Genomic DNA, 19,788 nt, shown 5'->3' with positions numbered 1-19,788 from the left:
CCAAGGGGGTTTGCCGCATGAGTGATCCGATATCCGCCGCATGGGAACGCCTCGCGGCGCTCGAGCCTGTCACGCTTGCCGACCTGTTCGCGCGCGATCCCGAGCGCACGGCGAAGCTGTCGCGGCGGATCGAGGCATCGCTGGGCGAGCTGGGCGAAGTGGGGATGCTGTTCGACTGGTCGAAGACTCACTTGTCGCACGAGGCGCTGTCGGCTTTCGAGAATCTGGCCGAGGCGTGCGATTTCGCCGCTGCCCGCGAGGCGCTGTTTTCGGGCGGAATCGTCAACCCGACCGAGGGGCGGGCGGCCAATCACGGCGCGATGCGCGGCAGCGGGCCGGAGCCCGAGGTCGAGGAAGCCGGCGCGCTGCTTGCCCGCATGGGGATGCTGGTCGAGGCCATCCATGACGGCGCGCTGGGCGAAGTGAACCACCTCATCCACATCGGCATCGGCGGCTCGGCGCTCGGCCCGGCCATGGCGGTTGACGCGCTCACTCGCGACGGCGCGCGGGTCGACGTGCACGTTGTCTCGAACATCGACGGGCTTGCGCTCGAGCAGGCATTCGCGGCCTGCGATCCGGCCAAGACCCTGGTAGCGGTCGCGTCCAAGACCTTCACCACGACCGAGACCATGACCAATGCGGCGAGCGCGATGAAATGGCTCGGCGACAATGGCGTTTCGGACCCCTATGGCCGGGTTGTGGCACTGACCGCCAACCCCGATCGCGCGGTCGAATGGGGCGTCGATGAAACCCGAATCCTGCCTTTCCCCGAAAGCGTGGGCGGGCGCTATTCGCTGTGGTCCTCGATCGGCTTTCCGGTCGCGCTGGCCGTCGGCATGGAGGATTTCCGCGCCCTGCTCGCCGGGGCCAAGGTGATGGACGATCATTTCCGTGGAAGCGAGGGCCGCGACAACGCCCCGCTCCTAGCCGCTTTCGCGGACCAGTATTACACCCGCCTGCGCGGATGCCAGACCCGCGCGGTGTTCGCCTATGACGAACGGCTCGGCCTGCTGCCCGACTATCTCCAGCAGCTCGAGATGGAATCGAACGGCAAGCGCGTGACGCTCGAAGGCGAGCCCGTGTCCGGCCCGACCGCTCCGATAACCTGGGGCGGGGTGGGGACTGACGCGCAGCACGCCGTGTTCCAGCTGCTCCACCAGGGCACGCATCTCGTGCCGGTGGATTTCATCGCCTCGATCGCGCCGGGCGACCTGCTCGACCCCGCGCATCATCGTGCGCTGCTGATGAACTGCCTTGCGCAAGGGGCGGCGCTGATGGCGGGGAGCGAGGCCGACGACCCTGCGCGCGCCTATCCCGGCGACCGGCCGAGCACGACGATCCTGCTCGACGATATCGACGCGGCGACACTGGGCGCGCTCATCGCCTTCCACGAACACCGCACTTTTGCCAATGCGGTGCTGATGCGGATCAATCCCTTCGACCAGTTCGGGGTCGAACTGGGCAAGGCGATCGCCAAGCGGATCGATGCCGGAGAAGGCGATTTCGACCCCTCGACAACCGCGCTGATGGAGGCGGCGGGTCTGCGCTGAGCTGCTCTTCGGTCGCAACGGGCGATTCCGCAATGCGGATGTCATAAGTTCTACGCTGTTGGTTCATGATTGCAGAAAGAGGATGAATGGTTGCGCGTCGGAGAAGCGATATTACGATTTCTTGCGAAGTGCGCGCCATGCCGGGATATAAATTGCATACTCCGGTCAGACCCTTATTTTGACCGTTCATCCTAGTGTCGCATTCGAACAGACGGGCCACCACTCCATGAATCTGCGCTTCCCTCTCGCCGCAGCCGCCGCTGCCATGTTCTGCACGCCTGTCATGGCGGAGGAACCGATGCAGGCCGAGGCTGCGGATGACGCGGAAGAGGCGACCCCGGTGAAGCTCGTCTCCTTCGACGGGGAATGGGCTTTCCTGAAGACGTCGAGGCGGCTGCGCATCATGCGTTCGGCGATCGATTACACGCTGACGGTAGACGAGGCGGGCGAGGTGACTGCCTGCAAGCTCGATGCCGAATTCCGCCGCACCTATATCAACGAGCGGCTGTGCGACGTGCTGGTCAAGCACCACACCTTCGAGCCCGCCCATGACGCGAGCGGCACGGCGGTTCCGGGGAGCTATTCGGCCCGGCTCGTCTATGCCGACCTGCGCGAGCGGTCCTGACCGCACGCGCGGCTGCGGGTGCGCCGCAGCGATAGTCTTTGACTTTCGCGGACCAAGCGCCCATCTGGCGTGCAAGCGAACGCCACAAGCCCGCGTGAAGCGGCGGCTCTGATCCATCCGCCCCCGGCGGCGTATCGCAACCAGTCTACCGACATCCCTTTTCACGCGGGGCGTTCCATTCCCCCGCGCCGCGCGTGCGCCGTGCCCTTTTCATGGGGTCGCCGCACAGAGCGCGCCGCATATTTGCGAGTTCAATCTTACATGACATTCAAAGACCTCGGGCTGTCGCAGCCCGTCCTCCAGGCGCTCGACCTCAAGGGTTACGACGTGCCGACCCCGATCCAGGCGCAGGCGATCCCGCCGGTCCTGGAGGGGCGCGACCTGCTCGGCATCGCCCAGACGGGCACGGGCAAGACGGCGGCCTTCATGCTGCCGTCGATCGACCGGTTGCGCGATGCGGATAACCGCATCCCCTTCAAGAGCTGCCGGATGCTGGTGCTCGCCCCGACCCGCGAACTCGCGGTGCAGATCGCCGCGAGCGCCAAGGACTACGGCGCGCTCGCCGGCCTCAAGGTGCAGGTCATCGTCGGCGGAACGAGCGTCAACAAGGACCGCAACAAGCTGCACCGCGGGACCGACATCCTCGTCGCGACGCCGGGCCGCCTGCTCGACCTCATCGACCAGAACGCCTTCAACCTGTCGGGCGTCGAAGTGCTGGTGCTCGACGAGGCGGACCAGATGCTCGATCTTGGTTTCATCCACGCGCTCAGGAAAATCCGCGATCTCGTGCCCAAGGATCGCCAGACCCTGTTCTTCAGCGCGACCATGCCGAAACAGATCAAGGAACTGGTGAGCGGCTATTGCCGCAATCCGGTGCAGGTTTCGGTCACGCCCGAAAGCTCGACCGCGGAACGGATCGACCAGTATCTCTTCATGGTCCAGCAGGACGAGAAGCAGTCGCTGCTCGAACTCATCCTGTCGGGCCGCCACAAGGTTCCGGGCGAGCGTGACCGTGTGCTCATCTTCACCCGGACCAAGCACGGCGCGGACCGCGTCGTGAAGAAACTGAGCCGGGCAGGCATCGCCGCCAATGCGATCCACGGCAACAAGTCGCAAGGGCAAAGGCAGCGCGCGCTCGACGAATTCCGCTCGGGCCGCACGGCGATCCTGGTCGCAACCGACGTTGCCGCGCGCGGGATCGACATTCCGGGCGTCTCCCACGTCATCAACTACGAACTGCCCAATGTGCCCGAACAATATGTCCACCGCATCGGCCGCACCGCGCGCGCGGGCCGCGACGGAGTGGCGATCGCCTTCTGCGCCGAGGACGAGCGCGCCTATCTCAAGGACATCCGGCGCACGACCGATGCCGATTTCGAGCGGCTGGCGCTGCCGGACAATTTCCGCGCGGTGGTCGAAGGCGTCGGTCCGACCAAACCCGCGCCGCGCGGCGCGACGCGCGTGTCGCAGAAGAAGGTCCGGCCCAAGCCCGCAGGCGGGGCAAGGCGCGAGGAAAGGGCGCAGGGCGAGGAACAGCGCGCCAAGCCAAAGCAGAAGCACCCGGCGCGCAAGGGTCGTCCCAACCGCTCCGGCCCGCGACAGGGCCAGGGCCAGGGCGGCGGCAACCGGCGGCGTCGGGGCGGGGGCGGTCGCCGCGCCTCCTCGCAGGGAAGCTAGGCTTCCCTTGGCAAGCGAGCCTCTCGCCTGCATAGCGCCCCCGCACGACCAACGGAGGCGAGATGACCGCTAGCGAATACGATTACGACCTCTTCACCATCGGCATCGGCTCGGGCGGGACCCGCGCGAGCCGCATCGCCTCAGGCCACGGCGCACGGGTCGCCGCAGCCGAGGAATACCGCGTCGGGGGCACCTGCGTCATCCGCGGCTGCGTGCCCAAGAAGATGCTCGTCTACGGCGCGCATTTCGCCGAGGACCTCGAGGACGCGACCAATTTCGGCTGGACCATCGAAGGCAAGAGCTTCGACTGGGTGAAGCTGCGCGATCACGTGCAGAAGGACATCACGCGCCTCGAGGGGCTCTACACCCAGACGCTCGAGAACCACGACGTGACCGTGTTCAAGGAGCGCGCGCGGATAACGGGCCCGCATGAAATCACGCTGGAAAGCGGCAAGACCGTCACCGCGAAATACATCCTCATCGCCACCGGCGCGCGCCCGCACGTGCCCGAGTGCGAGGGGAGCGAGCACATCATCACCTCGAACGAGGCGTTTCATCTCGACGCCGTGCCGAAGCGCATCCTGATCCTCGGCGGGGGCTACATCGCCAATGAATTCGCCGGAATCTTCAACGAGTTCGGCGCCAAGGTGACGCTCGCCAACCGCTCGGACACGATCCTCAGGTCCTACGACGAGGCGCTGCGCGACCGGCTGCTCCAGATCTCGCTGACCAAGGGGATCGAATTCCTCTTCAACACGAAGTTCGAATATATCCGCGCCCGCGAGGACGGGGCGCTCGACGTCAAGCTCGCCGGCCATGAGGAGCGGGTTTTCGACACGGTGATGGCCGCGACGGGCCGGGTCGCGAACACCGAAGGGCTGGGCCTCGAAGAGGTCGGGGTCGAACTGGGCGAGCGGGGCGAGGTCCGGGTCGACGACTACAGCAAGACCAATATCGACCACATCTACGCCGTCGGCGACGTGACCGACCGGGTGCAGCTCACCCCCGTCGCGATCCGCGAGGGGCACGCCTTCGCCGACACGGTCTTCGGCAAGGGCGGGCCCGTGAAAGTCGACCATTCCTGCATCCCGAGCGCGGTGTTCTCGCACCCGCCCATCGCAGCGGTCGGCATGACCGAGGGCGAGGCGCGCAACGTGCTCGGCAACGTCAAGGTCTACCAGGCCGACTTTCGCCCGATGAAGAACGTGGTCGCGGGACGGAACGAGCGTGGGCTCTACAAGATGGTCGTCGATGCGGCGAACGATAAGGTCGTCGGCCTTCACATGATCGGCCCGGATTCGCCCGAGATCATGCAGATGGCCGCGGTCGCGGTGAAGGCCGGGCTGACAAAGGCCGATTTCGATGCGACCATGGCGATCCACCCGACCATGGCCGAGGAGCTGGTGCTCTTCAAATAGGCCGCTGCAAGGTCAGGGCAGGCGAGGGAGAGACGCATGGCTGACACGGTGCTGGTGACCGGCGGGACCGGCTATATCGGGGGCGAGATCATCGAGCTGCTGCTGCGCGGCGGCAAGACGGTCCACACCACCGTGCGCGACCGCTCGAAAAGCGAGCCGCGCCTGCGCGACCGCTGGCGCGATGCGGGCGAAGCCCTGCGCGTGTTCGAGGCCGATCTCGAGAACGACGCCGGCTGGGCCGAGGCGATGGAGGGCGTCGAAGCGGTCGCCCATGTCGCCTCGCCCTTTCCGCTCGCGACGCCGAAACATCCCGACGAACTGGTGAAACCCGCCCGCGCCGGCGCGCTGCGGGCGCTCGAATGCGCGAAGAAGGCGGGGGTGCAGCGCTTCGTCCTGACCAGCTCCGCCGCCGCGATCGCCTACGGCCACCCGCCGGGCCGGGACCATTTCGACGAGAGCGATTGGACCGTGCTCGAAAACCCGGACGTGCCGCCATACCATCGGTCAAAGACGGTCGCGGAAAAGGCTTCGCGCGAATGGGTCGCGCAGAACGCGCCCGACATGGCTTTCTGCTCGATCAATCCGGTCGCGGTGCTGGGGCCGGTCTATGACGAGGACCTTTCGACCTCGATCGAACTGGTGCGCAAGCTCCTGACCGGCGAAATTCCGGCGCTGCCCGATGCGGGTTTCGGCATCGTCGACGTGCGCGACGTCGCGCTCGCCCATGTTCGCGCGCTCGATGCGCCTGCCGAAGCGGTGCGGGACGAACGCTTTGCCGTGTCCGACAGGTTCCTGTGGCTACGCGAGGTCGCCGAGGTGTTGCGTGAACGCGTGCCCGACCTTTCGGGGAAGGTCCCCACCCGCCGCCTGCCTTCGACAATCGTCAAGCTGCTCGCCCCCTTCATGGCCGACATCAAGCAGGTGAAGACCGAACTCGGCCGCCACCGCGACGTCTCCGGGGCGCACGCGCGTGAAGTGCTCGGGATCGACTACATCGCCGCCGCCGACAGCATCGAGGCGACCGCGAAGAGCCTCGTCGAGAAAGGCATCGTGCGCGTGCGTTGATCGGGCCTTGGCGCTTTTGACACGTTGACGCTCCGCCGAGGCTCCGGCAACGACCTCGGCGAGAACCGAACCAATCGAGGGGCCGACGAATGTCCGCAAACATCGCCGAAATGGAACGCCGCCGCGAAGCCGCCCGCATGGGCGGGGGCGAGAAGCGCATCGCCGCGCAGCACGCCAAGGGCAAGCTGACCGCGCGCGAGAGGCTCGACGTGCTGCTCGACGAGGGCAGTTTCGAGGAGCTCGACACTTACGTGGAGCACGACTGCACCGATTTCGGCATGGAAGCGCAGAAGATCCCCGGCGACGGGGTGGTGACCGGCAGCGGCACGATCAACGGGCGGCTTGTCTATGTCTTCTCGCAGGACTTCACCGTGTTCGGCGGCTCGCTGTCGAAACGCCACGCGGAGAAGATCTGCAAGGTCATGGACACCGCGATGAAGGTCGGCGCGCCCGTCATCGGCCTCAACGATTCGGGCGGGGCACGCATCCAGGAAGGCGTCGACAGCCTCGGCGGCTATGCCGAGGTGTTCCAGCGCAACGTGCTCGCCTCCGGCGTCATCCCGCAGATCAGCCTCATCATGGGCCCGTGCGCGGGTGGGGCGGTCTACTCACCCGCAATGACCGACTTCATCTTCATGGTGAAGGACAGCTCCTATATGTTCGTCACCGGCCCCGACGTGGTTAAGACCGTGACGGGCGAAGTCGTCACGCAGGAGGAACTGGGCGGTGCGATCACGCACACGACCAAGACTTCCGTCGCCGACTGCGCGTTCGAGAACGACATCGAGACGCTGCTCGCGACGCGCGAGTTCTTCAACTACCTGCCGCTGTCGAACCGCGAGGAAGCCCCCGAATTTCCGGTCAGCGACCCGTGGGACCGCGAGGAGCCGAGCCTCGACACGCTCATCCCCGACAACGCCAACCAGCCCTACGACATGCACGAGGTCATCCAGAAGACCCTCGACGAGGGCACCTTCTTCGAGATCCAGCCCGGCCATGCGGCGAACATCATCTGCGGCTTCGGCCGGGTCGAGGGGCGCACGGTGGGCGTGGTGGCGAACCAGCCGATGGTGCTCGCGGGCGTGCTCGACATCGCCTCGTCGAAAAAGGCCGCGCGCTTCGTGCGGTTCTGCGATGCGTTCGAAATCCCGATCGTGACCTTCGTCGACGTGCCCGGCTTCCTTCCCGGCACGAGCCAGGAACTCGGCGGCATCATCAAGCACGGGGCGAAGCTGCTCTTCGCCTATGCCGAGGCGACCGTGCCCAAGATCACGATCATCACCCGCAAGGCATACGGCGGGGCATACGACGTGATGGCATCGAAGCACCTGCGCGGTGACCTCAACTACGCCTGGCCCACCGCCGAGATCGCGGTGATGGGCGCGAAGGGCGCGGTGGAGATCATCTTCAGGAAGGACCGCGACGACCCCGAAAAGATCGCGCAGAAGACCAAGGAATACGAGGACCGCTTCGCCAACCCCTTCGTCGCGGCCTCACGCGGCTATATCGACGAGGTGATCCACCCCCACGCGACGCGGCGGCGGGTCGCGCTGGGGCTCAGGCGGCTGCGGACGAAGCAGCTCGAGAACCCGTGGAAGAAGCATGACAATATTCCGTTGTGAGGTGAACTATGAAGAAAATGATTTCCGCGTTTCCTTTAATGCTTGGCGCGCTGGCTCTTGGGGGTTGCCAAGGCACTGAGACCGCCGCGCATAATGAGCAATCTGCGGCGGGGGACAGCACTGTAGCATCAACCGACGAGGAGAGTGCTGGAGTGCCAGTTCCTGTCCGTTCAGATGGAGCGTCTTATACCCTCCTTTCTTCCACAGTTCTGCCCAATGGCAATTTAGAGGTCGTAACGCAGAGAGATGGCTCTTCCGGCAGAAGTTATGCCCGCCGTGAGGTAAATTGTGGCTCCATGACATTCCGCTATCTCGGGGAAGGGGATACGGTGGAGCGAGCAATGGAAGATGGCCCGAGTCCTGGAGAAATGAGCGACGCAATGTCGACGAGTATCTCGGGCGAAGTGGCTCGCTTTGCGTGCTCGCAATGAAACTAGGCCGTCTCAATCACATCGGGGTCGCCACCCCCTCCATCGCGGACTCGATCAAGCACTACCGCGACACCTTGGGCGCGACGCATATCCATGAGCCGTTCGATCTCGAGGAACAGGGCGTAAAGGTCTGCTTCGTCGACACGCCCACCGACAGCGGGATGAACGGCACGCAGATCGAGCTGATCGAGCCGCTCGGCGAGAAATCGACCATTCGCGGCTTCCTCGAGAAGAACCCGCTGGGGGGGCAGCATCATGTCTGCTTCGAGGTCCCCGACATCGAGGAAGCGCGCAAGGAATTCGAGGAAATGGGCAAGCGCATCCTCGGCCCCACCCGCATCGGCGCCCACGGCACGCCTATCTTTTTCGTCCATCCCAAGGACATGATGGGCATGCTTACGGAGATCATGGAGACGCCCAAGGAAGGCGCGCACTGGTCCAACTGACGGCTCGCAAACCGGAGAAAACACCTTGTCCGACTATGAAACCATCCGCGTGGAACGCGACGGCCCGCTCACCACGATCACCCTCAACCGGCCCGAACGCCTCAACGCCATGCCGCCGCAGATGGCGGACGAGCTGGGGCAGGCCTTCTACGATCTCGGCGACACGCGCGCGGTGCTGATCACGGGCGAGGGCAAGGGCTTCTGTTCGGGCGCGGACCTTTCGGCGCGCGGCAGCGGCAGCGCATTGGGCGGCAAGGGCGGCAGCCACGAGGCGCTGATCCAGCATTACAACCCCGCGATCAGCCAGCTCATCCGCGCCGACGTCCCGGTGATCTGCGCGGTCAACGGCCCTGCTGCGGGTGTCGGGTGCTCGCTCGCCCTTGCGGCGGATTTCACCATTGCGGCCAGGAGCGCCTATTTCCTCCAGGCTTTCGTCAACATCGGCCTCGTCCCCGACGGCGGATCGACCTGGTTGCTCACCCGCGCGATCGGCCGTGCGCGCGCGACCCGCATGATGATGCTGGGCGAGAAGATTTCGGGAAGCCAAGCCGAGGATTGGGGCCTCGTCTACAAGTGCGTCGAGGACGATGCGCTAATGGACGAGGCGAAGGCGCTCGCCGCCAAGCTCGCCAACGGCCCGACGCTCGCCTACGCGCACATCAAGCGCAACATCGCCACCGCGATCGACCAGAACCTGCAGATGGTGCTGCTGGCCGAAGCCGAAGCGCAGCGTATCGCGGGCGCGAGCGACGATGCCAAGGAAGGCGGCATGGCTTTCCTCCAGAAGCGCAAACCCGAATTCAAGGGGCATTAGGCGAACCGCCAGCCCCGAAATGCTTCGTCACACCCGGCCCCCGGCGCGACCTTTCGCCGGGGGCATGATTTCGTCTAAGAGCGAGCCATGACCGACAAACCGACCCCCGCCGACTGGAAAGCCCTCGCCGACAAGGAAGTGAAGGGCCGCGACCTCACTTGGAACACGCCAGAGGGCTTCGACATCAAGCCGCTCTACACGGGCGAGGACCACGAAGGCTGGGACCCGGGCCTGCCCGGCTTCGCGCCCTTCACGCGCGGGGTGAAAGCCTCGATGTATGCCGGGCGCCCGTGGACGATCCGGCAATATGCGGGCTTTTCGACCGCCGAGGAATCGAACGCCTTCTATCGCCGTAATCTCGCCGCCGGGCAGAAGGGTCTTTCGGTCGCCTTCGACCTTGCCACCCACCGGGGCTATGACAGCGACCACCCGCGCGTCGTCGGCGATGTCGGCAAGGCGGGCGTCGCGATCGACACCGTGCGCGACATGGAGATCCTGTTCGACCAGATCCCGCTCGATGAAATGAGCGTGTCGATGACCATGAACGGCGCGGTCATCCCGGTCATGGCGTTCTATATCGTCGCCGCCGAACGATCGGGCGTTTCCCAGGAGAAACTGTCCGGGACCATCCAGAACGACATCCTCAAGGAGTTCATGGTCCGCAACACCTATATCTACCCGCCCGAACCGAGTATGCGGATCGTCTCCGACATCATCGCCTATACCTCGGCCAATATGCCGCGATTCAACAGCATTTCGATCTCGGGCTATCATATGCACGAGGCAGGCGCGACGGCGGTGCAGGAGCTCGCCTTCACCATCGCCGACGGCAAGGCATACGTGGAGCGCGCGATGGCGGCCGGGCTCGACATCGACGCCTTCGCGCCGCGCCTGTCGTTCTTCTTCGGCATCGGCATGAACTTCTTCATGGAGATCGCCAAGCTGCGCGCGGCGCGCACGCTGTGGTACCGGGTCATGGACGATCTCGGCGCGAAGGCCGACAAGTCGAAGATGCTGCGCACCCACTGCCAGACCTCGGGCGTGAGCTTGCAGGAGCAGGACCCCTACAACAACGTCATCCGCACCACGATCGAGGCGATGGCAGCGACGCTGGGCGGGACGCAGTCGCTCCACACCAATGCGCTGGACGAGGCGATCGCGCTGCCGACCGACTTCTCCGCCCGCATCGCGCGCAACACGCAGCTCGTCCTTCAGGAGGAAAGCGGCATCACCAATGTCGTCGATCCGCTCGGCGGCTCGCACTACATCGAGGCGCTGACCGCGACGCTGGTGGACGAGGCCGAAAAGCTGATCGCCGAGGTCGATGCGGCGGGCGGGATGACCGCTTACGTGGATAGCGGCGCGCCCAAGGCCGCGATCGAGCGCGCGGCGGCGGAAAAGCAGACCAAGGTCGACCGGGGCGAGACGGTGATCGTCGGGGTCAACAAGTATCGCAAGGATAAGGAAGACCCGATCGAGACGCTCGACATCGACAATGCCAAGGTCAGGAAGGGCCAGATCGAGCGCATCGAATGGGTCCGCGCGAACCGCGACGAGGACGCCTGCAAAAAGGCGCTTGCGGCGCTGACCGTGGGCTGCAAGGCGGGCGGCAACGTGCTCGAACTTGCGGTCGAGGCGGCACGGCATGACTCGACGCTGGGCGAGATTTCGCAGGCGATGGAAGCGGTCTTCGGCCGCCACGACGCGACGCCCAAGCCCGTCAGCGGCGTCTACAAGACCGCCTACGAATTCGACCGGCGCTGGGAACAGGTGACCAATGGCGTCGAGGCGGTCGAGCGGCGCATGGGGCGCAAGCCGAAGATCATGGTCGCCAAGATGGGCCAGGACGGCCACGACCGCGGCGCCAACGTGATCGCCAGCGCGTTCAGCGACATGGGTTTCGAGGTCGTCTCCGGCCCGCTCTTCCAGACCCCGCAAGAAGCGCGCGACATGGCGCTCGAAAACGGGGTCGACGTGATCGGCTGCTCGAGCCTTGCGGCCGGTCACAAGACGCTGATCCCCGAACTCATCCGGCTACTGAAGGAAGCGGGCCGCGCCGACATCAAGGTGACGGCGGGCGGCGTCATCCCGGCGAGCGATTATGACTTCCTGCGCGAGGCGGGGGTGCAGGGCATCTACGGCCCCGGCTCGAACGTGGTCGAATGCGCGGCGGATATCCTGACGCTGCTGGGGCACAATATGCCGCCGGCGGACGGAGAGATGGACGAGGCGGCGGAGTGAAATCCGGACGGCCTGCGCGGTCCCTCCCGACCGTCGGTGGGCTACTTGTCCTCGCTGGTCTTTTGACCTCTCCGGTCAAACAGGTCGCGCTGCGTTGCTGGTCAAATCCCGCAGGGTGGCTGGAAACACAATGTGAGGCATTCCGCGAGTTGCACTGGCCTTTGGGCTACGTTCCGCTCGTTCTTGGTGGCATCATGATAGCGGTAAGCGTGATGGCGCGCCGCAGAGAGAGCGAAAATGACTGAAATCCGCACCGACTGGACCCGCGAGGAAATCGCGGCACTTTTCGACCTTCCCTTCACCGAGCTGGTCTTCCGCGCCGCCAGCGTTCACCGCGACCACCACCCGCCCGAACAGGTCCAGCTCTGCACGTTGCTCTCCATCAAGACCGGCGGCTGCCCCGAAGATTGCGGCTATTGCTCGCAGTCGGTCCATGCCGACAGCGGCGTCGAGGCGACCAAGCTGATGGATGTGCAGGAGGTTCTCCAGCGCGCGGCGCAGGCGAAGGATGCGGGCTCGCAGCGGTTCTGCATGGGCGCGGCGTGGCGCAATCCCAAGGACCGCGATATGCCGAAGATCGTCGAGATCGTGAAGGGCGTCCGCGACATGGGGCTCGAGACCTGCATGACACTGGGGATGCTTGAACCGCATCAGGCAGACCAGCTCGCCGAGGCGGGGCTCGACTATTACAACCACAATATCGACAGCTCGCCGGAATATTACGAGCGGGTGATCTCGACGCGCGATTTCCAGTGCCGGCTCGACACGCTCGATCACGTGCGAAGCGCGGGGATCAACGTGTGCTCGGGCGGGATCGTCGGCATGGGCGAAACGCGCGATGACCGGGTCGGCTTTATCCACACGCTCGCGACCCTGCCCGAACATCCCGAAAGCGTGCCGGTCAACGCGCTGGTGCCGGTCAAGGGCACGGTGCTGGGCGATATGCTCGCCGATACGCCTATGGCGAAGATCGATGATATCGAGTTCGCCCGCACCGTCGCGGTCGCGCGCATCACCATGCCGATGAGCATGGTGCGCCTCTCTGCTGGCCGCGAATCCATGTCCGAGGCGACCCAGGCGCTGTGCTTCCTCGCAGGCGCGAATTCGATCTTCACCGGTGACAAGCTGCTCACCGCGCCCAATGCGGGCGACGACAGCGACGGTGCGCTTCTCGCCAAGCTCGGGATGACCGCCTTGCAGGGCGAGGAGCCGAAGCGCCGCATCGATCACCGGGAACCGGCCGAATAATGAAAAAGCGCCCCATCCTCGTCAGCGTCGTCTACTGGATCGCGGTCCAGCTCATCATCGCCGGCAACTACTTCAAATGCGGCTTCGGCGCGGGCTGGGACGAGGAAAGCTATCGGAGGATGGCCGATTGCCGCGGGGGCGCGATGCTCGAGAACGAGATGATCGCGACCATCGCGATCGTCGTCTATGCCGCCTGGGCGGTCGTCACGATCAAGGGGCTGCAGCGCAAGGGATCGGAATGACCCTCGGCTTCTGCGTCGACGCGCTGCTGCCCAGGGCACGCGGGGGCGGGCAGCTGCGCATGGGGCTGTGCCGATTGGGCGAGGCGGAATGGCTCCAGCCTGGGCCCGACCTTGCGGCACGCGCCGCCGCTTTCGCAGACTGGCCGGAAGGCGTGCAACTCACTCCCAAGGCCGAGGAACCGGGCCGCGAACTGGCGGCCATGCTCGGGGCCCGGGGCGCGCTGCCCGAAGTCGCGCTGTCTTCGCACGAGGATATTTGCCTGCTTAGCCGCGCCGATGGCGAGGAGGTCTACCGCCTGATCGGCGCCGCCGTCGCGTGGCCGACCGACTGGCGCCCCGCCGACAAGCTCGGGCTGCCCCTGCGCGCGCTCCATGCGCCGATCGCGGGGTACGAGGAACAGCTTGCAAGCGGGGTAGACCGTTTCATGGCGACTTTGCGCCCCGGTGCGATCTACGGGCGCTGCAACTGGTTCATCGCGCCGACGGAGCAGCGCCGCTGGCTGGCCGACGGCGAGGCGCAAGAGCAATTCGCCGATGTCACGCCCGCCAACGCCGGCGAGACGCTGTTCGTACGCTCCGAACGCCAGACCTTGCGCCGCCTGCCGCGGACGGGAGCCATCGCGTTCACCATCGGCGTCTATGTCGAACCGCTCGGTGCGCTGTCGCCCGAAAACGTCGCCATGCTCGCCCGCGCCGTGGAAACCCTTGTCGCGGGCGAAGGCGACAGGCGCGGCGCGCCCGCCTATGCTGCGGCACTGACCGCCTTCGCCGCCGAAAGGATTCCGCCATGCTGACCTTCCTCGCCCCGCTCTTTCTTGCGCAGGCCGCGCCGCCAAATGCGGACTGGAACTGCGACGAGCCCACGCGCCAGCAGGAGATGAACTGGTGCGCTGGGCTGGAATACGAGCAAGCCGACCGCGCGCTCAACCGCCAGTGGAAACAAACCGCCGCCGCCATGAAGGCGCGCGATGCGGAATGGGAGGACGACAATTTCCGCAAGGACGAGCGCCCCGGCTTCTTCGCCAGCCTGCTCGAAGCGCAGCGCGCATGGCTGCGCTTGCGCGACGCGCATTGCCGGCTCGAAGGCTATGACGCGCGCGGCGGCAGCATGGAGCCGCTGCTGGTCGCCACCTGCAAGACCGCCCTGACCGAGGCGCGCACCGAGCAATTGCGCGCGCTTGCCCGGGACAACCCGTGAGCGCGCAAATCCGATAGGTTGCAGGGCCGGGGCCAAGGCGGCATAGGCCAAGGCCACGAAGTGCGCATTTGCTCGAAAGGGGTTCGCTTGTTCTCGAAAATCCTGATCGCCAATCGCGGCGAGATCGCCTGCCGGGTCATTACGACGGCGAAGAAAATGGGCATCGCGACGGTCGCGGTCTATTCGGACGCCGACCGCCACGCGCCTTTCGTGCGGATGGCGGACGAGGCGGTGCATATCGGCCCGTCGCCCGCGGCCGAGAGCTACCTTGTCGCCGACAAGATCATCGCTGCGGCCAAGCAGACGGGGGCTGAGGCGATCCATCCCGGCTACGGCTTCCTGTCCGAGCGCGCGAGCTTCGTCGAGGCGCTGGACAAGGAAGGCATCGTCTTCATCGGCCCACCCGCGAATGCAATCGCGGCGATGGGCGACAAGATCGAATCCAAGAAGCTCGCGCGTGAGGCGGGCGTCAATGTCGTCCCCGGCTTCGTCGGCGAAATCCGTGACACCGACCACGCGGTCGAGATCTCCAACGACATCGGCTATCCGGTGATGATGAAAGCCAGCGCCGGCGGCGGGGGCAAGGGGATGCGCCTCGCCTGGAGCGAAAAGGACGTGCGCGAAGGCTTCGAGGCGACCAAGCGCGAGGGGCTGAGCAGTTTCGGCGACGACCGTGTCTTCATCGAGAAGTTCATCGAGAACCCGCGCCACATCGAAATCCAGGTGCTCGGCGACAAGCACGGGAACGTCCTCTACGTGAACGAGCGCGAATGCTCGATCCAGCGGCGCCACCAGAAGGTTGTCGAGGAAGCGCCGTCGCCCTTCGTCACGCCCAAGATGCGCAAGGCCATGGGCGAGCAATGCGTCGCTCTTGCCAAGGCGGTGGGGTATCATTCGGCGGGCACGGTCGAACTGATCGTGTCGGGCGCGGACCCGACGGGGGAAAGCTTCTACTTCCTCGAGATGAACACCCGGCTTCAGGTCGAACACCCGGTGACCGAGGCGATCACCGGCATCGACCTCGTCGAGCAGATGATCCGTGTGGCTTACGGAGAAAAGCTCTCGATGACGCAGGATGACATCGGCATCCACGGCTGGTCGATCGAGAACCGCGTTTATGCCGAAGACCCCTATCGCGGCTTCCTCCCCTCGACGGGTCGCCTCACCCATTATTCACCCCCGATCCCCGGCTGGACCGAGGACGAGGAGGTGCAGGGCAAGGCCCGGCGCGGGGTCGCGCACGGGGCGGGCTCGATCCGCGTCGACGACGGCGTGTTCGAAGGCGGCGAGGTGTCGATGTTCTACGACCCCATGATCGCCAAGCTCATCACCTGGGCGCCGACCCGCGACGAGGCGGCGGACCTGCAGGTCGAGGCGCTCGACCGCTTCCGCCTCAAGGGGCTCGGCCACAATGTCGACTTCCTCTCCGCGATCATGCAGCACCCGCGCTTTCGTTCGGGCGAGCTGACCACGGGCTTCATCGCCGAGGAATATCCCGACGGCTTCGAGGGCGCTCCGGTGAGCGAGGGATTCGAACGGCGGCTGGCAGCGATCGCGGCGGGAATCGAGTTCACCTGGGCAAGCCGCGCGCGGCGCATTTCCGGACAGCTCGATGGCGACGACGGCCGCGAGGGCGTGCAGCGCGTGACATCCGAATGGCTGGTCAAGCTGGGCGACAAGCGCTTCGAGGTGGTCCTCGGCGACGGCCATGCGATGGTGGACGGGCACAAGGTCGAAGGCACCTGCGACTGGATGCCCGGCATGGCGCAGGCGAGCGCGACCGACGCGGACGGCAGCGCCTTCGGCCTGATCGTCGAGCGGTCCGGCAATCATTGGGTCGTCACCACCCGCGGCGCGGCGCATCGCGCGCTGGTCCTGCCGCTGCGGCTTGCGACACATGAGAGCCTGATGATCGAAAAGGAGCCGCCGGACCTGTCCAAGATGCTCATCTGCCCCATGCCCGGCGTGCTGGTGAAACTGCACGTGAGCGAGGGAGAGGAGGTCCAGCCCGGCCAGCCGCTCGCAACGGTCGAGGCGATGAAGATGGAGAACATCCTGCGCGCCGAAAAGGAAGGCACGATCGCCAGCATCAACGCCGAGGAAGGCGAAAGCCTCGCGGTGGACGCGGTGATCCTCGAGCTCGAATAGGGCCCTGCCGGGGGCCTGAAGCGCGGCCCTTGCGGGCCGCGCACTACCGGTGTCGAGACAAGGAAATTAGGCTAACGGGCAATTATTTTGCCTGTTTCGTGGGTGTGAGCGGGGTTTTCTTGTAATGAAACGACAATTTCTGTGCCTCGCCTGCCAATTCACGTAAATGTGATGGTCGCCGCCTCCGTTCGGTCGGAGAATCCGTAGCTCGATTCGCGCCAATCCAGGAGCGCATCGGGAGGGATCAGGACGATGGCACGCAAGGGAACCGGATATTTCGACCGCAAGGGTCACTTCTTCAAGACCGCCAAGGACGCGACCGCGAGCGACATCGCCGCACTGCTCGGCCAGATCGGAGAGGGGGAAAGCCTTGCGCCTGGCATCGCGCATCTTCTGCTCGAAAGGCGGGCGGACATCGAACGCCTGTTTGCCGAACACGATGCGATGATCGCCGAAGAAGCGGGCGAGGGCGGCACGGTCACGGATATTTCGGACAAGCTCGCCAAGGGGCCGGCGCGCCCGGTCGGCTAAGCCTCGATACCGGCTAATCCTCGATCAGCGCGACCGCGCGGATCCAGCCCGCGCTCGCGCGCTCGATCTTGACCGGGAAGCACGACAGGGTGAAGCCGGTCGCGGGGAGCTCCGCGAGATTGGTCAGCTTCTCGATCTGGTAATAGGGCCGGATGCGCCCCGCCTTGTGGCCTTCCCAGATAATCGAGGGGTCGCGCGTCTCGGCCCAGCGCCGGGCCGTGTGGCTGAAGGGCGCGTCCCAGCTCCACGCATCGGTCCCGACGACCTCGACGCCCCTTTCGGTCAACCACAGCGTCGCTTCCGCGCCGAGGCCGACGCCCTGGTCGGTGAAGTTTTCGGTTCCGTAAACCGCCCCCGACTGCACCAGCACGATGTCGAGCGGCGCGAGATCGTGCCCGATCCGCGCAAGTTCCGCTTCGACTTCGGCTGCGCTCACCACGTGCCCGTGGGGGAGGTGGGAGAAGTCCAGCTTCACCCCGGGGCGGAAGAAGCGGTCGAGCGGCGCCTCGTCGATGCTCGGGGCGGGTCGCGCGCCTTCGTCCGTGGTCGAGTGGAAATGCCACGGCGCGTCCATGTGGGTGCCGTTATGGGTCGAAAGCTCGACCTGCTCGACCGCCCAGCCTTCGCCGTCCGGCAGGTCTTCGCGGGTGAGGCCGGGGAAGAACATCGCGATCTGCTCCCACGTGCTCTCATGCGTCATGTAGGTCACGCGCGGGCGCATCACCTCGGGATCGGAGACGACGTTATTGGTGATCGGGATCGACAGGTCGATGAAGCGGGTCATGCCCTTCTCGCTTTCTCAATGCGCCTGCAATTGCTCGTCGAGGAAGGCGGCAACGTCGGCCAGTTCGACATCGCGCGCCATGTAGGCCGCGCCGATGTCACGCAGCAGGAGGAAGGGGAGCGTGCCCGAGCCCTCCATCTTCTTGTCGTGTCGCATATGGTCGACGAGCGTTTCGCCGGTGCAGTCCATGCCGAGCGCGGCGATCTCCGAGGGTAGGCCCGACGCGGCGATGACCCGCGCGGCGCGCTCGGCCTCGTCATGCGACAATTCGCCACGCCGGGCCGAATAGCGGGCGGCGAGCACCATGCCGAGCGCGACCGCCTCGCCGTGCAGCAGCCTGTCCGAAAAGTCCGTTTCCGCTTCCAGCGCATGGCCGAAGGTATGGCCGAGATTGAGCAGGGCGCGCGCGCCGCTCGTCTCGCGCTCGTCCTCGGCGACGATCCGGGCCTTGGTGGCGACGCTGGTGGCAATGGCGTGGGTGAGGGCCTCCGGTTCGCGCGCCAGCACGGCCTCGCCGTTCGCCTCGAGCCAGTCGAAGAAGGCTGCATCGCCGAGCAGGCCGTATTTGAGCACCTCGGCGAAACCTGCGCGCATCTCGCGCTCAGGCAGTGTGTCCAGCACGAGCGGGTCGATCAACACGTGCGAAGGCTGGTGAAAGGCGCCGATCAGGTTCTTGCCCGCGCCCGTGTTGATCGCGGTCTTGCCGCCGACCGAACTGTCGACCTGCGCGAGCAGGGTGGTGGGGATCTGGACGAAGCCGCAGCCGCGCTTGAGGATGGCGGCGGCAAAGCCCGTGAGGTCGCCCACCACCCCGCCGCCGAGCGCAAAGACATGGTCCGACCGCGTGATGCCGAGCGCCAGCAGCCAGTCGCACAGCTCTTCGAGCACCGCCCAACTCTTGGCGCCTTCGCCCGGTTCGACCACGAACCATTCGGCCTCCTTGCCTACGCTGGCGAGGCTGCGCCCGACCGCTTCGCTGAACAGGCGGTGCGTCGCGCGGTCGGCGACGAAGGGGACCTTGCGGCCCTTCGGCAGATAGTCGCGGGCGTGCTTTGCGAAGCGATCGAGCACGCAGCCCGGCTCGATCACCACGTCATAGGAGCGCCCGGCAAGGGCGACCGGGATGACCTTGCGCTGCGTCGTCACGCGAGATGCTCCTCGATTGCCTCGATGATGGCCCGCGCGGTGTCGGTGTGGGGACCGTTGACGCTTTCCACCCTGATCGGAGCCTCGGCATAGAAGTCGCGGCGTTCGCGGGAGAGGCGGGTCAGGATTTCCTTCGGGTCCCCGCTTTTCAGCAGGGGCCGTGTGTTGCGGCGCGAGGTGCGCTCGACCAGCGTGTCGATGTCGCAATCGATCCACACCGCGATGGCGCGCTCGAGGATCAGCGCGCGGGTTTCCGGGTCGACGAAGGCGCCGCCGCCGGTCGCGATCACGCCCGCAGCCTCGTCGATCAGGCGGGCGATGACGCGCCTCTCGCCGTCGCGGAAATAGGATTCTCCGAATTCCTCGAAGATTTCCGCGACGCTGCGCTGGGCTGCTTCCTCGATCGCTTCGTCGGCATCGACGAAGCTGCGCTGAAGCATCGCGGCGAGGCGGCGGCCGACCGTGGACTTGCCAACGCCCATCAGCCCGACGAGCACGATCGGGCGGTCGATCCGCGCCGCCAGGCGGGCGATGCGCATATCGTCGAGGGCGGTCTCACCGGTCATTGCCGCATGGCCTATAGATGGGCTAGAGCGCGCGCA

18 protein-coding genes are annotated in these 19,788 nt (G+C 65.9%); 15 read left to right on the top strand and 3 right to left on the bottom strand.

Annotated elements, in window-relative coordinates; genetic code table 11:
- Positions 1-17: 17 nt before the first annotated feature.
- The 15 genes from pgi to G9473_RS06055 all read left to right on the top strand — a co-directional run bounded on the left by pgi (position 18) and on the right by G9473_RS06055 (position 17,256).
- A complete protein-coding gene (gene pgi / locus G9473_RS06125) occupies positions 18-1,550 on the top strand; it encodes a glucose-6-phosphate isomerase (RefSeq protein WP_291137279.1) in 1,533 nt (510 codons plus the stop codon).
- 226 nt (positions 1,551-1,776) lie between these two features.
- Entirely contained in the window at positions 1,777-2,175 is a 399-nt protein-coding gene (locus tag G9473_RS06120) for a hypothetical protein (protein WP_291137276.1), read from the top strand.
- Between the two features lie 261 nt (positions 2,176-2,436).
- Positions 2,437-3,852 carry a DEAD/DEAH box helicase gene (locus G9473_RS06115; RefSeq protein ID WP_291137273.1) on the top strand — a complete coding sequence of 472 codons (1,416 nt, stop codon included), beginning with the start codon at positions 2,437-2,439 and terminating at the stop codon, positions 3,850-3,852.
- A gap of 62 nt (positions 3,853-3,914) precedes the next feature.
- Positions 3,915-5,270 (top strand): glutathione-disulfide reductase, encoded by a 1,356-nt coding sequence (gene gorA / locus G9473_RS06110; RefSeq protein WP_291137271.1) that lies wholly within the window; start codon positions 3,915-3,917, stop codon positions 5,268-5,270.
- 36 nt (positions 5,271-5,306) lie between these two features.
- Positions 5,307-6,335 carry an NAD-dependent epimerase/dehydratase family protein gene (locus G9473_RS06105; RefSeq protein WP_291137269.1) on the top strand — a complete coding sequence of 343 codons (1,029 nt, stop codon included), beginning with the start codon at positions 5,307-5,309 and terminating at the stop codon, positions 6,333-6,335.
- An 89-nt stretch (positions 6,336-6,424) separates the two neighbouring features.
- Positions 6,425-7,957, top strand: a complete 1,533-nt coding sequence (locus tag G9473_RS06100; protein WP_291137266.1) for an acyl-CoA carboxylase subunit beta — start codon at positions 6,425-6,427, stop codon at positions 7,955-7,957.
- A 427-nt stretch (positions 7,958-8,384) separates the two neighbouring features.
- Positions 8,385-8,834, top strand: coding sequence for a methylmalonyl-CoA epimerase (gene mce / locus G9473_RS06095; protein ID WP_291137263.1), 450 nt, complete (start codon positions 8,385-8,387; stop codon positions 8,832-8,834).
- A 25-nt stretch (positions 8,835-8,859) separates the two neighbouring features.
- Positions 8,860-9,648: an enoyl-CoA hydratase-related protein gene (locus G9473_RS06090; RefSeq protein WP_291137260.1), complete on the top strand. Its 789-nt coding sequence runs from the start codon at positions 8,860-8,862 to the stop codon at positions 9,646-9,648.
- An 87-nt stretch (positions 9,649-9,735) separates the two neighbouring features.
- Positions 9,736-11,889, top strand: a complete 2,154-nt coding sequence (gene scpA, locus G9473_RS06085; RefSeq protein WP_291137257.1) for a methylmalonyl-CoA mutase — start codon at positions 9,736-9,738, stop codon at positions 11,887-11,889.
- 237 nt (positions 11,890-12,126) lie between these two features.
- The gene (bioB, locus tag G9473_RS06080) at positions 12,127-13,137 is read left to right on the top strand and encodes a biotin synthase BioB (RefSeq protein ID WP_291137255.1); all 1,011 of its coding nucleotides are present in this window, start codon (positions 12,127-12,129) and stop codon (positions 13,135-13,137) included.
- Positions 13,137-13,379, top strand: a complete 243-nt coding sequence (locus tag G9473_RS06075) for a hypothetical protein (protein WP_291137252.1) — start codon at positions 13,137-13,139, stop codon at positions 13,377-13,379. The genes bioB and G9473_RS06075 overlap by 1 nt, the downstream gene beginning before the upstream one ends.
- Positions 13,376-14,173, top strand: coding sequence for a DUF3445 domain-containing protein (locus G9473_RS06070; protein ID WP_291137249.1), 798 nt, complete (start codon positions 13,376-13,378; stop codon positions 14,171-14,173). Before G9473_RS06075 ends, G9473_RS06070 begins: the two co-directional genes overlap by 4 nt.
- Positions 14,167-14,577 carry a lysozyme inhibitor LprI family protein gene (locus G9473_RS06065; RefSeq protein WP_291137247.1) on the top strand — a complete coding sequence of 137 codons (411 nt, stop codon included), beginning with the start codon at positions 14,167-14,169 and terminating at the stop codon, positions 14,575-14,577. The genes G9473_RS06070 and G9473_RS06065 overlap by 7 nt, the downstream gene beginning before the upstream one ends.
- Before the next feature lie 87 nt (positions 14,578-14,664).
- Positions 14,665-16,725: an acetyl/propionyl/methylcrotonyl-CoA carboxylase subunit alpha gene (locus G9473_RS06060; protein ID WP_291137244.1), complete on the top strand. Its 2,061-nt coding sequence runs from the start codon at positions 14,665-14,667 to the stop codon at positions 16,723-16,725.
- Between the two features lie 252 nt (positions 16,726-16,977).
- Complete coding sequence (locus G9473_RS06055; RefSeq protein WP_291137241.1) at positions 16,978-17,256, top strand: hypothetical protein; 279 nt, start codon at positions 16,978-16,980, stop codon at positions 17,254-17,256.
- Positions 17,257-17,269: 13 nt separating this feature from the next.
- On the opposite strand, the gene G9473_RS06050 is transcribed toward G9473_RS06055, so the two are convergent.
- Genes G9473_RS06050 through G9473_RS06040 form a run of 3 tightly spaced genes read right to left on the bottom strand, consistent with a single transcriptional unit; the run spans position 17,270 to position 19,752 of the window.
- Complete coding sequence (locus G9473_RS06050) at positions 17,270-18,040, bottom strand: cyclase family protein (protein ID WP_291137238.1); 771 nt, start codon at positions 18,038-18,040, stop codon at positions 17,270-17,272.
- Between the two features lie 15 nt (positions 18,041-18,055).
- A complete protein-coding gene (gene aroB / locus G9473_RS06045; RefSeq protein ID WP_291137235.1) occupies positions 18,056-19,186 on the bottom strand; it encodes a 3-dehydroquinate synthase in 1,131 nt (376 codons plus the stop codon).
- Positions 19,183-19,752, bottom strand: a complete 570-nt coding sequence (locus G9473_RS06040; protein ID WP_291137232.1) for a shikimate kinase — start codon at positions 19,750-19,752, stop codon at positions 19,183-19,185. Before G9473_RS06040 ends, aroB begins: the two co-directional genes overlap by 4 nt.
- Between the last annotated feature and the right edge of the window lie 36 nt (positions 19,753-19,788).

The organism is Erythrobacter sp. (genome assembly GCF_011765465.1).
GTDB lineage: Bacteria > Pseudomonadota > Alphaproteobacteria > Sphingomonadales > Sphingomonadaceae > Erythrobacter.
This window is presented reverse-complemented; position numbering and strand designations above follow the sequence as displayed.

Bases quoted from the DNA above. Each gene is read 5' to 3' on its own strand.
- pgi (WP_291137279.1), top strand. From the start codon at position 18: ATGAGTGATCCGATATCCGCCGCATGGGAACGCCTCGCGGCGCTCGAG.
- G9473_RS06120 (WP_291137276.1), top strand. From the start codon at position 1,777: ATGAATCTGCGCTTCCCTCTCGCCGCAGCCGCCGCTGCCATGTTCTGC.
- G9473_RS06115 (WP_291137273.1), top strand. From the start codon at position 2,437: ATGACATTCAAAGACCTCGGGCTGTCGCAGCCCGTCCTCCAGGCGCTC.
- gorA (WP_291137271.1), top strand. From the start codon at position 3,915: ATGACCGCTAGCGAATACGATTACGACCTCTTCACCATCGGCATCGGC.
- G9473_RS06105 (WP_291137269.1), top strand. From the start codon at position 5,307: ATGGCTGACACGGTGCTGGTGACCGGCGGGACCGGCTATATCGGGGGC.
- G9473_RS06100 (WP_291137266.1), top strand. From the start codon at position 6,425: ATGTCCGCAAACATCGCCGAAATGGAACGCCGCCGCGAAGCCGCCCGC.
- mce (WP_291137263.1), top strand. From the start codon at position 8,385: ATGAAACTAGGCCGTCTCAATCACATCGGGGTCGCCACCCCCTCCATC.
- scpA (WP_291137257.1), top strand. From the start codon at position 9,736: ATGACCGACAAACCGACCCCCGCCGACTGGAAAGCCCTCGCCGACAAG.
- bioB (WP_291137255.1), top strand. From the start codon at position 12,127: ATGACTGAAATCCGCACCGACTGGACCCGCGAGGAAATCGCGGCACTT.
- G9473_RS06075 (WP_291137252.1), top strand. From the start codon at position 13,137: ATGAAAAAGCGCCCCATCCTCGTCAGCGTCGTCTACTGGATCGCGGTC.
- G9473_RS06070 (WP_291137249.1), top strand. From the start codon at position 13,376: ATGACCCTCGGCTTCTGCGTCGACGCGCTGCTGCCCAGGGCACGCGGG.
- G9473_RS06065 (WP_291137247.1), top strand. From the start codon at position 14,167: ATGCTGACCTTCCTCGCCCCGCTCTTTCTTGCGCAGGCCGCGCCGCCA.
- G9473_RS06055 (WP_291137241.1), top strand. From the start codon at position 16,978: ATGGCACGCAAGGGAACCGGATATTTCGACCGCAAGGGTCACTTCTTC.
- G9473_RS06050 (WP_291137238.1), bottom strand. From the start codon at position 18,040: ATGACCCGCTTCATCGACCTGTCGATCCCGATCACCAATAACGTCGTC.
- G9473_RS06040 (WP_291137232.1), bottom strand. From the start codon at position 19,752: ATGACCGGTGAGACCGCCCTCGACGATATGCGCATCGCCCGCCTGGCG.